The sequence below is a fragment of the Candidatus Viadribacter manganicus genome (assembly GCF_001679665.1).
GTDB classification, from domain to species: domain Bacteria; phylum Pseudomonadota; class Alphaproteobacteria; order Caulobacterales; family Aquidulcibacteraceae; genus Vitreimonas; species Vitreimonas manganica.
Genome location: NZ_CP013244.1, coordinates 206895 through 219365 on the forward strand (window position 1 = coordinate 206895; position 12471 = coordinate 219365).

15 protein-coding genes are annotated in these 12471 nt (G+C 60.4%); 2 read left to right on the forward strand and 13 right to left on the reverse strand.

Translation table 11 applies throughout. From position 1 onward, the window contains the following. Positions 1 to 14: 14 nt before the first annotated feature. Positions 15 to 527: a ubiquinol-cytochrome C chaperone family protein gene (locus ATE48_RS01105; RefSeq protein ID WP_228126726.1), complete on the reverse strand. Its 513-nt coding sequence runs from the start codon at positions 525 to 527 to the stop codon at positions 15 to 17. Positions 528 to 613: 86 nt separating this feature from the next. Between ATE48_RS01105 and ATE48_RS01110 the strand changes: the two genes are divergently transcribed. Then, positions 614 to 1096, forward strand: a complete 483-nt coding sequence (locus ATE48_RS01110; protein WP_066767008.1) for an outer membrane protein assembly factor BamE — start codon at positions 614 to 616, stop codon at positions 1094 to 1096. A gap of 74 nt (positions 1097 to 1170) precedes the next feature. Here the strand turns inward: ATE48_RS01110 and ATE48_RS01115 are convergent, their stop codons facing one another. The 10 genes from ATE48_RS01115 to glyA all read right to left on the reverse strand — a co-directional run bounded on the left by ATE48_RS01115 (position 1171) and on the right by glyA (position 10270). Beyond that, positions 1171 to 3321, reverse strand: a complete 2151-nt coding sequence (locus ATE48_RS01115) for a sodium-translocating pyrophosphatase (protein WP_066767011.1) — start codon at positions 3319 to 3321, stop codon at positions 1171 to 1173. Positions 3322 to 3479: 158 nt separating this feature from the next. Then, complete coding sequence (locus ATE48_RS01120) at positions 3480 to 3944, reverse strand: hypothetical protein (protein ID WP_066767013.1); 465 nt, start codon at positions 3942 to 3944, stop codon at positions 3480 to 3482. Positions 3945 to 3980: 36 nt separating this feature from the next. Further along, a complete protein-coding gene (locus ATE48_RS01125; RefSeq protein ID WP_066767015.1) occupies positions 3981 to 5051 on the reverse strand; it encodes a thiamine-phosphate kinase in 1071 nt (356 codons plus the stop codon). A 9-nt stretch (positions 5052 to 5060) separates the two neighbouring features. Beyond that, positions 5061 to 5528, reverse strand: coding sequence for a transcription antitermination factor NusB (gene nusB / locus ATE48_RS01130; protein WP_066767018.1), 468 nt, complete (start codon positions 5526 to 5528; stop codon positions 5061 to 5063). Next, positions 5525 to 6001 (reverse strand): 6,7-dimethyl-8-ribityllumazine synthase, encoded by a 477-nt coding sequence (gene ribH, locus ATE48_RS01135; RefSeq protein ID WP_228126727.1) that lies wholly within the window; start codon positions 5999 to 6001, stop codon positions 5525 to 5527. The genes nusB and ribH overlap by 4 nt, the downstream gene beginning before the upstream one ends. Continuing rightward, on the reverse strand, positions 5998 to 7122 hold the full coding sequence (gene ribB, locus ATE48_RS01140; RefSeq protein WP_066767021.1) for a 3,4-dihydroxy-2-butanone-4-phosphate synthase: 1125 nt from the start codon (positions 7120 to 7122) through the stop codon (positions 5998 to 6000). Before ribB ends, ribH begins: the two co-directional genes overlap by 4 nt. Continuing rightward, entirely contained in the window at positions 7122 to 7727 is a 606-nt protein-coding gene (locus ATE48_RS01145; protein WP_066767024.1) for a riboflavin synthase, read from the reverse strand. The genes ribB and ATE48_RS01145 overlap by 1 nt, the downstream gene beginning before the upstream one ends. After that, positions 7727 to 8392, reverse strand: coding sequence for a RibD family protein (locus tag ATE48_RS01150; RefSeq protein WP_066774467.1), 666 nt, complete (start codon positions 8390 to 8392; stop codon positions 7727 to 7729). Before ATE48_RS01150 ends, ATE48_RS01145 begins: the two co-directional genes overlap by 1 nt. A gap of 61 nt (positions 8393 to 8453) precedes the next feature. Then, entirely contained in the window at positions 8454 to 8927 is a 474-nt protein-coding gene (gene nrdR, locus ATE48_RS01155) for a transcriptional regulator NrdR (protein WP_066767027.1), read from the reverse strand. A gap of 44 nt (positions 8928 to 8971) precedes the next feature. Beyond that, positions 8972 to 10270 carry a serine hydroxymethyltransferase gene (glyA, locus tag ATE48_RS01160; RefSeq protein WP_066767030.1) on the reverse strand — a complete coding sequence of 433 codons (1299 nt, stop codon included), beginning with the start codon at positions 10268 to 10270 and terminating at the stop codon, positions 8972 to 8974. Positions 10271 to 10477: 207 nt separating this feature from the next. Here glyA and ATE48_RS01165 point away from each other — a divergent pair, with 207 nt between their 5' ends. Beyond that, positions 10478 to 10912 (forward strand): Ros/MucR family transcriptional regulator, encoded by a 435-nt coding sequence (locus tag ATE48_RS01165; protein ID WP_066767033.1) that lies wholly within the window; start codon positions 10478 to 10480, stop codon positions 10910 to 10912. Here the strand turns inward: ATE48_RS01165 and ATE48_RS01170 are convergent. Continuing rightward, the gene (locus tag ATE48_RS01170) at positions 10909 to 11142 is read right to left on the reverse strand and encodes a DUF6898 family protein (RefSeq protein WP_228126728.1); all 234 of its coding nucleotides are present in this window, start codon (positions 11140 to 11142) and stop codon (positions 10909 to 10911) included. The genes ATE48_RS01165 and ATE48_RS01170 overlap by 4 nt on opposite strands. Further along, positions 11139 to 12362, reverse strand: a complete 1224-nt coding sequence (hemA, locus tag ATE48_RS01175; protein WP_066767038.1) for a 5-aminolevulinate synthase — start codon at positions 12360 to 12362, stop codon at positions 11139 to 11141. The genes ATE48_RS01170 and hemA overlap by 4 nt, the downstream gene beginning before the upstream one ends. Between the last annotated feature and the right edge of the window lie 109 nt (positions 12363 to 12471).

A 12471-nucleotide genomic window follows, 5' to 3' on the forward strand; every position in this document is an offset into this window, starting at 1 on the left:
CCAAACTGCCCTGCTCAAAGTGCAGGCCAGCCCTCGGGTGCAAACATGGCCGAAATCGGAGCGTCGGCGTGCGTCCGCGCTGACTTTGAGACGTGCTGCGCAAGTTGCCCAGCGAACGGGTGTGACTCCAGACCCCAAACGTTGCGAGCCAGCGCTACCTCAAGACGCGCATGGTCCTTAAGCGCCGCACCGTAGGCATCGAGACGGCCATAGAAATTGCCCGCAAGCCTGTGCATGCGTTTGGGGACGGCGGTGTCGCTTGTGCCAGCCTCTCGCAAACCAGCGTCAATCAGGCTGAAGAGTCGGTCCGTAAATGCCTGGGCCAATGGTCGGGCGCCTGGCTCCGATTGGAGGCGCAAGATGGTCAAAACCCCATGAAGCGCGATCACCTCAAACCGCCCGTCCATCGTGTCGGGGACCCGGTCCTCCCCGAACAATTCGGGTCTTCGGCTGGCTTGGGTGACAGCCGAAAGCAGCGCCCCGGCGTCCGTCTCTGCTCGCGACCGGTGAAAAGGCCAGATCGGCATGCCTTGCCCTGTGCTCCCCTCTTGCCCGCCCGCCCGGCACGCCGTACCCCGTTTGCCAGTGGGCATGATGCCCAAAAGGGTGACGGATGAAGCGCGGACTTTTGCGTCTTTCGGCGGTGGCTCTCGTTGCTGCGGCTGCGGCAACCTCGGCGTGCGCGCCGACGCAGACCTACAACGGCTTCTTGCCGGACCGCAACAACCAGGAAATCCCTGATCCGCAGGTCGGCGTCGACACGCGCGACACCGTCGTGCAGCGCTTCGGCTCTCCTTCGACGACGGCGGTCTTCGATCAGACCGCTTGGTACTACGTCAGCTCAGTTCAAGAGAGCGTTGCGTTCTATACGCCGCGCATCACCGAACGGCGCGTCATGGTCGTGCGCTTTGATGGCGATACTGTCTCAGGCGTCGAGAAGTATGGTCTCGAACGCGGCCGGCTCGTCGCTTACGATGATCACGAAACGCCAACCCGCGGCCGCGAACTGGGCGTTCTGGAACAATTGCTCGGCAACGTCGGCCGCGCCCCGCCGGTGCAACTTGAAGAGCGCGGCGGCCGACCGAACCAGCGCTAAAGATTTAGAGCGAGAGACAATGAAAAACGCCCCGGCATCACTGCCGGGGCGTTTGCTTTTCAGCTTATCGCTGATCAGCCATTCCAGTGCGCAAGCACCGCAAGCATCAACAAAGCCACGATGTTCGTGATCTTGATCATCGGGTTCACAGCCGGACCAGACGTATCCTTGTAGGGATCGCCGACGGTGTCACCGGTGACGGCAGCCTTATGGGCGTCGGAGCCCTTGCCGCCGTGATGACCTTCTTCGATCAACTTCTTGGCGTTGTCCCAAGCCCCGCCGCCCGAAGTCATCGAGATCGCAACGAAGAGACCCGTCACGATCACGCCAACCAGCAGCGCGCCAACAGCAGCAAGCGCCTGGCTTTGGCCAGCGATGGCCCACACCCCAAAGAACAGCGCGATCGGTGCGAGAACCGGCAGCATCGAGGGAACGATCATTTCCTTGATCGCCGCTTGCGTCAGGATGTCGACTGCCTTGCCGTAGTCCGGCTTAGCAGTGCGTTCCATGATGCCAGGGATCTCGCGGAACTGACGGCGGACTTCTTCAACCACCGCCTGAGCTGCGCGACCAACCGCCGTCATTGACCAGCCACCGAACAGATACGGCAGCAAGCCACCAACGAACAGGCCGACAATCACGTACGGGTTGTTCAGCGAGAAGTCCGGCGCGACGCCGTCGAAGAATCGATACTCCGCAGCGTTGGCCGCATAGTACTTCAGGTCTTCGACATAAGCAGCGAACAGCACCAAGGCGCCAAGACCGGCCGATCCGATCGCGTAGCCCTTCGTGACCGCCTTCGTCGTGTTGCCAACCGCATCGAGCGCATCGGTCGTAACACGTACTTCCTTTGGCAATTCCGCCATTTCGGCGATGCCGCCGGCGTTGTCCGTGACTGGACCAAACGCGTCGAGCGCAACGATGATGCCCGCGACCGAGAGCATGGTCGTGACAGCAATGGCGATACCGAAGAGGCCGGCAAGCGTGAAGCACGCAACGATGCCAGCAACGATGGTGATCGCCGGGAGCGCCGTCGCTTCCATCGAGACCGCAAGACCTTGGATGACGTTCGTGCCGTGGCCCGACTTAGAGGCCTCGGCGACGCTCTTCACAGGACGGAAGCCCGTGCCCGTATAGTATTCCGTGATCCAGACGATCGCGCCTGTAACGAGCAAGCCAACCAGACCGCAGACGACCAGGTCTTGTCCGGTGATCCCGGCAAAGTCCGACGTCGGGCCCAAGCTCGGAGCAATAGCGCCAAAGCCAACCGTCGCCTGAATGGCAAGGAGCAAGCCACCGAACGAGAGAACGCCCGCAACGACGAGGCCCTTGTAGAGAGCGCCCATGATGTTGTTGGACGGGCCGAGCTTTACGAAATACGTGCCGACGATCGAGGCGATGATGGCAAGACCGCCAATCGCGAGCGGCAACATCATGATGGTCGAAACTTCCGTTGCTTCACGGAAAAGGATTGAGCCCAGCACCATCGTCGCAACCGCGGTCACCGCGTAGGTTTCGAACAAGTCGGCGGCCATGCCGGCGCAATCGCCGACGTTGTCACCGACGTTGTCAGCGATCGTCGCTGGGTTACGCGGATCGTCTTCCGGAATGCCAGCTTCGACCTTGCCGACCATATCGCCGCCAACGTCAGCACCCTTCGTGAAGATGCCGCCGCCGAGACGAGCGAAGATCGAAATCAAAGAAGCGCCAAAGCCAAGCGCGACGAGTGAATCGACAACGATGCGGCTGGTCGGCTCAAGGCCGAGCCATTGCGTCAGTACGAGATAGTAGAAGGAAACGCCAAAAAGCGCGCCACCGGCGACGAGCATGCCCGTCACGGCGCCGGCTTTGAACGCCATCTTCAGACCGCCCGCGAGCGAGTGACGTGATGCCTCCGCCGTGCGCACGTTCGCCTGCACCGACACGTTCATGCCGATGAAACCCGCAGCGCCCGAGAGCACCGCACCGATGATGAAGCCCAGTGGGATCTGCCAGTTCTGGAACAGAATCGCCAGAACGATGACGACGCCAACGCCGACGATCGCGATAGTGCGGTATTGACGATTCAGATAGGCGCGCGCGCCTTCTTGAATCGCCGCCGCGATTTCTTTCATCCGGTCAGAGCCGGCGCTGGCCTTGGTGATGGCCTGTGTTTCTAGAAAGCCGTAAATCGCCGCGACGATACCCGCGGCGACCACCAGCCAAAGGATGAGATCATTGCTCATGCTGTGAGGTCCTGGGCGCGCGCCAGAGGGACGGCGCCGGGTTGGGGAATTGGGTTGGCCGCCCCGCGACAGTCCGTCTGCGGAAACGCTTCCCCCTCAGGTGCGCGGCTATCTGCCAAAAGCCGTCAGATTCCGCAATGGCGGGGTAGGCCCAGGGCTTAAATGCCGGAGCCCTGGCTGGAGTAGGTCGCCACAACCGTGATCGGGCCGACCGCATTCTCGCCCAGCGCTTGAATTGCAGCGGCCCGATACACCTCAAGCGCGCGCGGCTCGTTCAAGGCGTTGGAATCGTTGGGGTCCACCAGATCGTTGGCGTGACTGGCGCGCACCAAGGCGTCGCGCAGAAAATGCGCACGTTCGCGTGTGCGCCAAAGATCCACGCCTTGAGCGATCTCGATGCGGATCGAGACAAAAAGATAATTCACCAGCTCCCCGTTCCGGACCACCGGCACAGCAAGGTAGGGCGCGTCCATTGAACGTGACGAGAGCTGCTCGCCCTCCTCGGCGTCGCCCTTGGCTTTGGACTTCGCCGCAGGACCCGACGCGTTCGCCAGCCCCGCCAACAGGGTCGATGCGATCATAGCCGCGGCGATCGCACGGGCGACGGCATGTTGCTTTTTCATTCGGCGGGATCGTCCGCCGCATCGGTTAGCGAGAAGTTACCGGCCAAGCCTGTGGGAATATCCCGTGGCCGCAATGGCAAGAGGTTCGCCCTTACGATTGACGACCGTTACACCTGAACCAGCCTCTACCGCTCCAATACGCGCTAAGCGGAGCGCCTGGCCGACCTCAGCGCTCTCTATGGCGCCGCGTAACTCGGGGGGGGCGGTAAACAGCACGACGTAGTCGTCACCACCCGTGATCAGGTCCCAAACGTTGCCGCCGGTGAACGCCCAACGTTCGGCCGCGATGGACAACGGAACCGCGTTCACTTCAAGCCTCAGCGCTACCCCAGACGCGGCGGCAAGCTTGCCAGCATCAGCCACCAGGCCGTCCGAAATATCCATCGACGCCGACGCAAACTTTGAAACTATGATTGCACTTTCTGGACGCACAAACGGGGCAAGATATGCAGTCATCAGCCATCCGGCTTCTGCGTCGAAATCCTCGCCCGGTAGCTTCAGATAATCCGGCATGTCCCGCGCCAGCGACCGCGAGTCCATCTGCACTTGCATATCGTCACGGCCTTGGCGCAGGCGATCAAGCGTGAGCGCTCCCTTCCGCAATTGCAGACCGAGCCATGCAGAACCAATCTCGCCACCAATCAACCAGACATCTTCGCCAAGTTGAGCATCAGCTCTGGCCGGGACGCGCACGCCCAGAGGCTCGCCAAGCAAAGTCACGGAGATGGTCAACGGCCCGGGCGTAGATGTCGTGTCCCCGCCAATGAGTTCAATACCGAAGAACTTCAGGTCACGTCCGAAGGCTGAAGCAAATTCGGCAATTTGCGACGCCTCGCGAGTATCGCTCCAGGATAAGTTCAATAGCGCAGACGTTGGTTTTGCGCCCTTGGCGACGATGTCTGAAACATTCACACGCAGCGCCTTCATCGCGATCGTTTCGATAGGATCGCCGGCCAGGAAATGCACGCCCTCAACAATAGTGTCCGTTGTTACGACGAACTTCCCAGCTTCGAGCACAGCGACGTCATCTCGCAACGCACGCGCGCTTTCGCTCGTCGCATGCGGCGCGAAAAGATCTCGAATCACGGAGAATTCGTCAGCCGACATGACGACCGCTTATGCGCCTTGTTCGGTCGGACGCAAGTCGCGCGCTGCAGCGTCCAAGGCCGCATTTATGAAGCCCGGCTCAGGCCCCTCGAAGAACGCTTTCGCCACCTCGACGTACTCATCGATAACAACAGCAACCGGAATATCAGTTCGTTGCTCCAACTCTGCAGCACCCGCACGGAGTATCGCGCGCGCAACGGCGTCTATGCGCTCGAGACGCCAACCCTTGCCGAGATGTCTGGCAATTGTCCGATCATACGTCGCCTGACGATCAACTGCCTTCTCGACAAGCAATTTGAACAAGTCGAGATCGCCTTCAGAGTCCGTGTAAGACGCTTCTGTCTGGCGCGGCAGCTTTCCATCTGCGAAGTCTGCAATCACTTCAGCGGTTGTCGCCCCAGATACTTCCATCTGATAGAGCGCCTGCACTGTTCCGAGGCGAGCGATGCTTCGGGATAAATTGTTATGAGCGCTCATTTCACGGCGCCTGCGAAACGGCGCTTAATCGCAATCATTGAAAGCGCCGCCTTCGTTGCTTCACCGCCCTTATCACCACGCGCCGGCTCAGCGCGCACTTCCGCTTGCTCCAGGTTCTCCACGGTCAAGATTCCGTAGCCAATGGCGAGCCCATCGATCGTCGCGAGATCCATCAGAGCACGCGCACTCTCGCCGCAAACATAATCATAGTGACTGGTCTCACCGCGCACGACGCATCCAAGCGCAACGAAGCCATCATAGACATTGGCCTTCGCTGCATGGGCGATAGCCGCCGGGATTTCAAACGCGCCGGGCACGAAGATTCGATCGAGCGTGACCTCAGCCTGCGCCGCGGCCTTTTCTGCCCCCCGCTGCATCATGTCGGCGACGCCTCGATAGTACGGCGACACGACCAACAACAGTTTCGCACCTGGCAACTTGGTCGCCGGCGATTTTTCAGCAACATCTTTCACGACTTGAACTCACGCCAACCGTCAATGGTGAGACCATAGCCGTCCAAGCCAACAAGTTTTTGCGGCGCGCCCAACACCGTCATGCGACCCACACCAAGTTCACGCAAAATCTGCGACCCCAATCCAACGACACGGCGGATGTCATCCGCTTCGAATTCCAATGGCTCGCCGCTCAGACGGCGCGAAATAACATCCGGCACCAGATCGCGCAGAAGCACGACCACTCCGGCGCCTTCTTCTTCGATCTCCGCGACCGCACGATCGATCAAACCAGCGCGGCCGCCATAGCCGCCCATGACATCGGCGGCAAAGTCAATACGATGCACACGAACGAGCGTCGGCTTCTCGGCATTGATGTCGCCTTTGACCAACGCCGCGTGCTCTACACCGTCGAGCTTGTTGCGAAAAACGACGAGCCTGAAGCCCTTGCCGGTGCGCGTGTCGAACGGCGCTTCAGCGACCTGCTCAACCAAGCGCTCATTCACGCGACGATAGGCAATGAGTTCGTCAATGGCGCCGATCTTCAGGTTGTGAAACTGCGCGAACGCGATCAGCTCCGGCAAACGCGCCATGGTGCCGTCATCATTCATGATCTCGCAAATCACAGCGGATGGATTGAGCCCAGCCGCGCGTGAGATGTCGACACTCGCCTCGGTGTGCCCCGCGCGCACCAAAGTGCCGCCATCGCGAGCCGTCAGAGGAAAGACGTGTCCTGGAGAGACGATATCGCGGCGATCCTTTGTAGGATCGATAGCCGTGGCGATGGTCAACGCACGATCATGCGCAGAAATACCGGTTGAGACACCTTCGCGTGCTTCAATCGATACCGTGAACGCCGTCCCCATCCGCGTTTGATTGCGCGGCGTCATTGGATCGAGGCCGAGAGCTTCGGTGCGATCAGGCGTCAGCGCAAGGCAGATGAGGCCTCGTCCAAAGCGCGCCATAAAATTCACCTTGTCGGGCGTCGCGAACTGCGCGGGAATAATGAGATCGCCCTCGTTCTCGCGATCCTCCTCGTCGATTAGAATGAACATGCGGCCTTGGCGCGCTTCTTCAATGATCTCCGCAATTGGGGAGATGGCGCGCTTCAGCTCTTCTACCGGGGACAGCTTGGCCGCCATTACGCATTTCTCCGCGCTTCAACGAGACGAGCGGCATAGCGCGCCATCATATCGGCTTCCAGGTTCACTTTATCGCCAGCCTTGAGTTGCGACAGCGTCGTCACCGCCCAAGTGTGAGGAATAATCAAGACGCCAAAGCCCTCGTTGTCGACTTCGTTCACCGTCAAAGACACTCCCGCAATCGCAATTGAGCCCTTTTGCGCAATGAGATGCGATATCTCGGAGGGAGGGCGAATACGGATCCGCCAAGCTTCACCGTCCCGGCGCACCGAAAGCACCTCACCCAGGCCATCAACGTGTCCCTGCACGATATGGCCGCCGAGCTCATCGCCAATTCGCAGCGATCTTTCCAAGTTGACGCGATCTCCGGGCTTCAACGCGACCATCGTTGTCAGCGCCAAACTCTCGGCCGCCACCTCAACGACGTAGCTCATGCCGTTCTGATGCGCTTCTGTCTCAACGACTGTTAGACACACACCGTCATGTGCGATACTCGCGCCAATCTCGGCACTCGCGTACGGGGCAGCGATCGTTAGGCGCGTCAGGCCAGGCAGCGCCTCCGCCGCCTTCACCTCGCCAAGCGCCGTTATAATGCCAGTGAACATCAAGAAATCCGCTCGTAACTTTCCCAGATGTCGGGTCCCAGTTCACGCAATGCAACGCGGCGGAATGCCGGAGCTGCCGCAAGGCTGCTCAACATCAGCGCCGCTACGCCAGGACGGCCCTCAGACCCAAGCAAAATTGGCGCACGAAACCATTCAAGCCGATCCACCGCTTCCGCGGCGATAAGCGAGGCCGCGAGCTGCCCTCCGCCTTCGCACAGAACGTGGCCGACGCCACGCTCAGCCATCACCGACAGCGCCGCTTCGATATCTATACCCTGCGGCCCACGCGCCACGCCTGCCGTACGAGCGCCCGCGCGTTCAACCACGTCGCGCCGCGTTGTGTCGCCATCGCCAGCGCCAATGACCAGCAAGGTCCCGCGATCGAGCGTGTCGAACAGCTTTCCGGGAGGTTGCAGCGAGAATTCGGTGTCCACGACTATGCGAACGGGTTGGCGCGTTGGCGGCGGAGTCGTGCGGGCCAATAGTTCAGGATCGTCGGCGCGCGCGGTGCCGGAGCCTATCAACACGGCGTCGTGCGCAGCGCGCAGCTTTTGAACCTCCGCACGCGACGCCTCGCCGGTAATCCAGCGGCTCTCGCCGGCCGCCGTCGCAATCCGCCCGTCGAGGGAGGTGGCAAGTTTCAACGTGACGCGTGGGCGGCTCATGTCGCGCCCTTCATGCGCGCGCCCCACCCGCTGGTCCAGAGCGCTCGCCAGCCGCGAGCGGCTAGTCGCCGCCCTTGCGGGTGGGACTCTTCTCCGCCTCTTCGATGAAATCGGCAAAATCCGAGGCTTCGGTGAAGTCCTTGTAGACGGACGCGTAGCGAACGTACGCAACGGAATCCAACCGATGCAGCGCTTCCATCACCATCTCGCCAATGATCTCAGATGGGACTTCGCTCTCGCCTGTACTCTCAAGCTTACGAACGATGCCCGATATCATCTGCTCGATCTGGTCCTGTTCGATGGGGCGCTTCCGCAGCGCGATCGCAAGCGATCGCGCCAGCTTGTCACGATCGAACGGCACCCTCCGTCCGGAGCGCTTCAGTACGACGAGATCGCGCAACTGAACCCGCTCGAACGTGGTGAAGCGCGAGCCGCACTTATCGCACTGACGGCGACGACGAATGGCGGCGCCGTCTTCAGTCGGACGGCTGTCCTTTACTTGGGTGTCTTCGTTCTGACAAAACGGGCAGCGCATTCGGCGAACTCCCTGCGGAGCGCCGAATCAGCGCTGCCGCACGCTCAGTTGTATATCGGGAAGCGCGCCGTGAGTGCCTCGACCTTCGCGGCGACCGCGGCCTCAGCGGCCGAATTGTCGCCATTCGACTTCGCAAACCCGTCCAATGTCTCGCAGATTAGGTCCGCGACTTGGCGGAACTCGGCCGGTCCGAAGCCGCGCGTCGTGCACGCCGGCGATCCCAGGCGAACGCCTGAGGTCACCATCGGCTTTTCCGGATCGTACGGAATACCGTTTTTGTTCGTTGTGATCAGCGCCCTCTCGAGCGTCTGTTCACCCGCTTTGCCGGTCACGCGTTTCGGTCGCAGATCAACGAGCATCAAGTGGCTGTCGGTGCCACCGGACACGACGGCCAAGCCATTCTCCACCAAGCGAGCCGCCAGGGCGCGCGCATTGTCCAACGTTCGCTGTGCGTAGAGCTTGAATTCAGGCTGTAAAGCTTCGCCAAAGCTGACTGCCTTCGCGGCGATCACGTGCATCAGCGGACCACCCTGAAGGCCCGGAAATACTGCCGAATTGATCTTCTTCCCGAGATCCTCGTCGTTTGAGAGGATCATTCCGCCACGTGGCCCGCGAAGCGTTTTGTGCGTGGTCGTGGTGACGACATGCGCATGCGGCAGGGGAGACGGATAGACACCGCCGGCGATCAACCCCGCGTAGTGCGCCATATCGACCATCAAATAAGCGCCGACTGAGTCCGCAATTTCACGGAAGCGCTTGAAATCAATCTGCCGCGAATATGCAGATCCACCTGCGATAATCAGCTTCGGCCGCTCGCGCTCGGCGATCTCAGCCACCTGATCATAGTCAATCAGATGATCGTCTTCGCGCACGCCATAGGCGACAGGATGAAACCATTTGCCCGAAATGTTGACGGGCGAGCCGTGAGTGAGGTGGCCACCACACGCCAGGTCCATTCCGAGAAATTTGTCACCCGGCTGAAGCAGCGCGAAAAACACAGCCTGGTTGGCGTTTGCGCCTGAGTGCGGCTGCACGTTGACGTACTTGCAGTCGAACAAGCGCTTTGCACGCTCTATGGCCAGACGCTCAACTTCATCGACGAATTCACAACCACCGTAATAGCGCCGGCCAGGATAACCTTCGGCGTATTTGTTCGTCAAAACTGAGCCCTGCGCTTGCAGCACCGCGCGCGAGACAATGTTCTCGGACGCAATGAGCTCAATCTGCTTCTGCTGCCGGCCCAACTCTGCCGAGATAGCGGAGAACACGTCCTCATCGACGCGATCCAAGAAAGCTTCAAAAAAGCGGTCGCGTTCGGCGGCGTTTCCGGCGGCCTGGGTCATTCGGCGTTGGTCCACGGGTCTAGGTGTTGGAATCTGTTCCCAACATAGTTCGCTCGCCGCCTGTAAGCAAAATTAGCGTTGTGCTCGCGTAATCAGGAATAAAAACCGTAGAAAATTGACATCGGTCAATAGTTATACTTGTGGGCGACATAATTTGGCGCTTATACGCCAAGAAGCCCTTTGTATTCGTTCAGAAAAGGCTGGTCTATGCGCGATGAAGATGAGCTCGATGTCACCGGAAAGGGTGACGCGATGCGCATGACTACAGACATCGTTGCCGCTTTTGTGGCCAACAACAAAGTGTCTCAAGAAGAGCTGACCGACCTTATTCGCTCGGTTCATCGCACATTGGCAGGCCTCAATGGCGCCGGGGCGGCTCAGAGCGCCGAGCGCCCCAAGCCTGCAGCGGCGATCAACAAGTCCGTGCAGCACGATTACATTATCTGCCTGGAAGACGGCAAAAAGCTGAAAATGCTCAAGCGTTACTTGCGCTCTACTTACAACATGTCGCCCGACGATTACCGCAAGCGCTGGGGACTGCCCGCCGACTATCCGATGGTTGCCCCGGCCTACGCGGCTCGGCGCTCGGAGTTCGCCAAGAAGATAGGTCTAGGCAAAGGCGTTCGTCGCAAGGACGGCTAAACAAGCTTGCCTGGACGGCCATCGCCGCCTTCGCCACCCGCCGCGTCATCCCCGCCTTTGAGCGCCCTCTGCAGCTTGCGGAGCGCCAGATTCCGAACGTCGACGAGAGCAGCGTTCGCGGGCGCCTGCACCACCACCTCAATGCCGCTGGCGACATCAACGGCAGCGACGCGTTGAACGTCCCCGATGCGGGTGATTTCGAAAATGACGTCGCGCTCTTGCGCGCTCACGCGGTCAGATGCACCGGGCACATCGCCCATACGGCTTTGAGCGACGCGACAAGGCGATCCATCAGTTCATCGTCATGGAACGGGCTCGGCGTAATGCGGAGACGCTCAGTCCCGCGCGGCACCGTCGGATAGTTGATCGGCTGCACATAGATGCCGTGTTCCTCAAGGAGGATGTCGGAGATCTTCTTGCAGCGCGCAGCATCGCCGACCAAGACGGGCACAATGTGGGTCGTGCTTTCCGACATCACCGGCAATCCAGCGTCACGAAGCAACGCCTTCAAGCGCTCGGCTCGATCCTGCAGGCGATCGCGCAAATGCGGGCATTCGCGCACGATGCGGACACTTTCAAGCGCTGCGGCGGCAACCGACGGCGCCAAAGACGTCGTGAAAATGAAGCCCGAGGCGGTTGACCTAATGGCGTCAATCGCCGCGGCCGGACCGGTGACATAACCGCCCATCGTGCCGAAGGCCTTTGCGAGCGTGCCTTCAATGAAGTCCACGCGATGCATGACGCCGTCACGTTCAGCGACACCGCCGCCCGTCGGCCCGTAAAGGCCAACACCATGCACTTCGTCCAGATACGTCATCGCGCCGTAAGCTTCGGCGAGATCGCAAATCGCTTCGATCGGCGCGGTATCGCCATCCATTGAGTACACACTCTCAAAGGCGATCAGCTTGGGCGCATCTGCCGGCGCCTCATTCATCAACGCCTCAAGGTGCTGGATATCGTTGTGACGGAAAACCCTGCACTCGCATTTTGCACGCTTAATCCCCTCGATCATCGAGGCGTGGTTCTGAGCGTCCGAAAAGATCCAAAGGTTCGGGAAGAGCTTCGCGAGCGTTGAGAGCGTGGCGTCGTTCGAGACGTAGCCCGACGTAAACAGCAACGCGCCTTCCTTACCGTGGAGCGAGGCAAGCTCTTGCTCGAGGTCTACGTGATAGCTGGTGGTGCCGGAGATGTTTCGCGTCCCGCCTGCACCAGCGCCGACCTTATCGAGCGCCGCATGCGCCGCATCGATGACCTCGGGACTTTGGCCCTGACCGAGATAATCGTTGGAGCACCACACGACGATATCGGCGGTCGTGCCGTCATCGCGCCGGATAGTTGCATGCGGGAAGCGACCGCGTTCGCGCATGATATCTGCGAACACGCGATAGCGGCCCTCATCGCGGATGGTTGCGACGGCGCCTTCGAAGACCTGTTTGTCCTCTTTTCTCACGGTTCAATCCTTCGCCGCGCTCGGGGCGCGCGCATGAGACTTATAGGATGTTTCAGGCGGACAGGGTAACTGAGGCGCTAACGCACATGTAAGTGCCTCAGTTGCGAAC

Excerpts from the sequence above, each read along its gene's own strand:
- ATE48_RS01110 (WP_066767008.1), top strand. The coding sequence starts at position 614 with ATGAAGCGCGGACTTTTGCGTCTTTCGGCGGTGGCTCTCGTTGCTGCG.
- ATE48_RS01115 (WP_066767011.1), bottom strand. The coding sequence starts at position 3,321 with ATGAGCAATGATCTCATCCTTTGGCTGGTGGTCGCCGCGGGTATCGTC.
- glyA (WP_066767030.1), bottom strand. The coding sequence starts at position 10,270 with ATGACCCAGGCCGCCGGAAACGCCGCCGAACGCGACCGCTTTTTTGAA.
- nrdR (WP_066767027.1), bottom strand. The coding sequence starts at position 8,927 with ATGCGCTGCCCGTTTTGTCAGAACGAAGACACCCAAGTAAAGGACAGC.
- nusB (WP_066767018.1), bottom strand. The coding sequence starts at position 5,528 with ATGAGCGCTCATAACAATTTATCCCGAAGCATCGCTCGCCTCGGAACA.
- ATE48_RS01120 (WP_066767013.1), bottom strand. The coding sequence starts at position 3,944 with ATGAAAAAGCAACATGCCGTCGCCCGTGCGATCGCCGCGGCTATGATC.
- ATE48_RS01145 (WP_066767024.1), bottom strand. The coding sequence starts at position 7,727 with ATGTTCACTGGCATTATAACGGCGCTTGGCGAGGTGAAGGCGGCGGAG.
- ATE48_RS01105 (WP_228126726.1), bottom strand. The coding sequence starts at position 527 with ATGCCGATCTGGCCTTTTCACCGGTCGCGAGCAGAGACGGACGCCGGG.
- ATE48_RS01150 (WP_066774467.1), bottom strand. The coding sequence starts at position 8,392 with ATGAGCCGCCCACGCGTCACGTTGAAACTTGCCACCTCCCTCGACGGG.
- ATE48_RS01165 (WP_066767033.1), top strand. The coding sequence starts at position 10,478 with ATGCGCGATGAAGATGAGCTCGATGTCACCGGAAAGGGTGACGCGATG.
- ATE48_RS01125 (WP_066767015.1), bottom strand. The coding sequence starts at position 5,051 with ATGTCGGCTGACGAATTCTCCGTGATTCGAGATCTTTTCGCGCCGCAT.
- ribB (WP_066767021.1), bottom strand. The coding sequence starts at position 7,122 with ATGGCGGCCAAGCTGTCCCCGGTAGAAGAGCTGAAGCGCGCCATCTCC.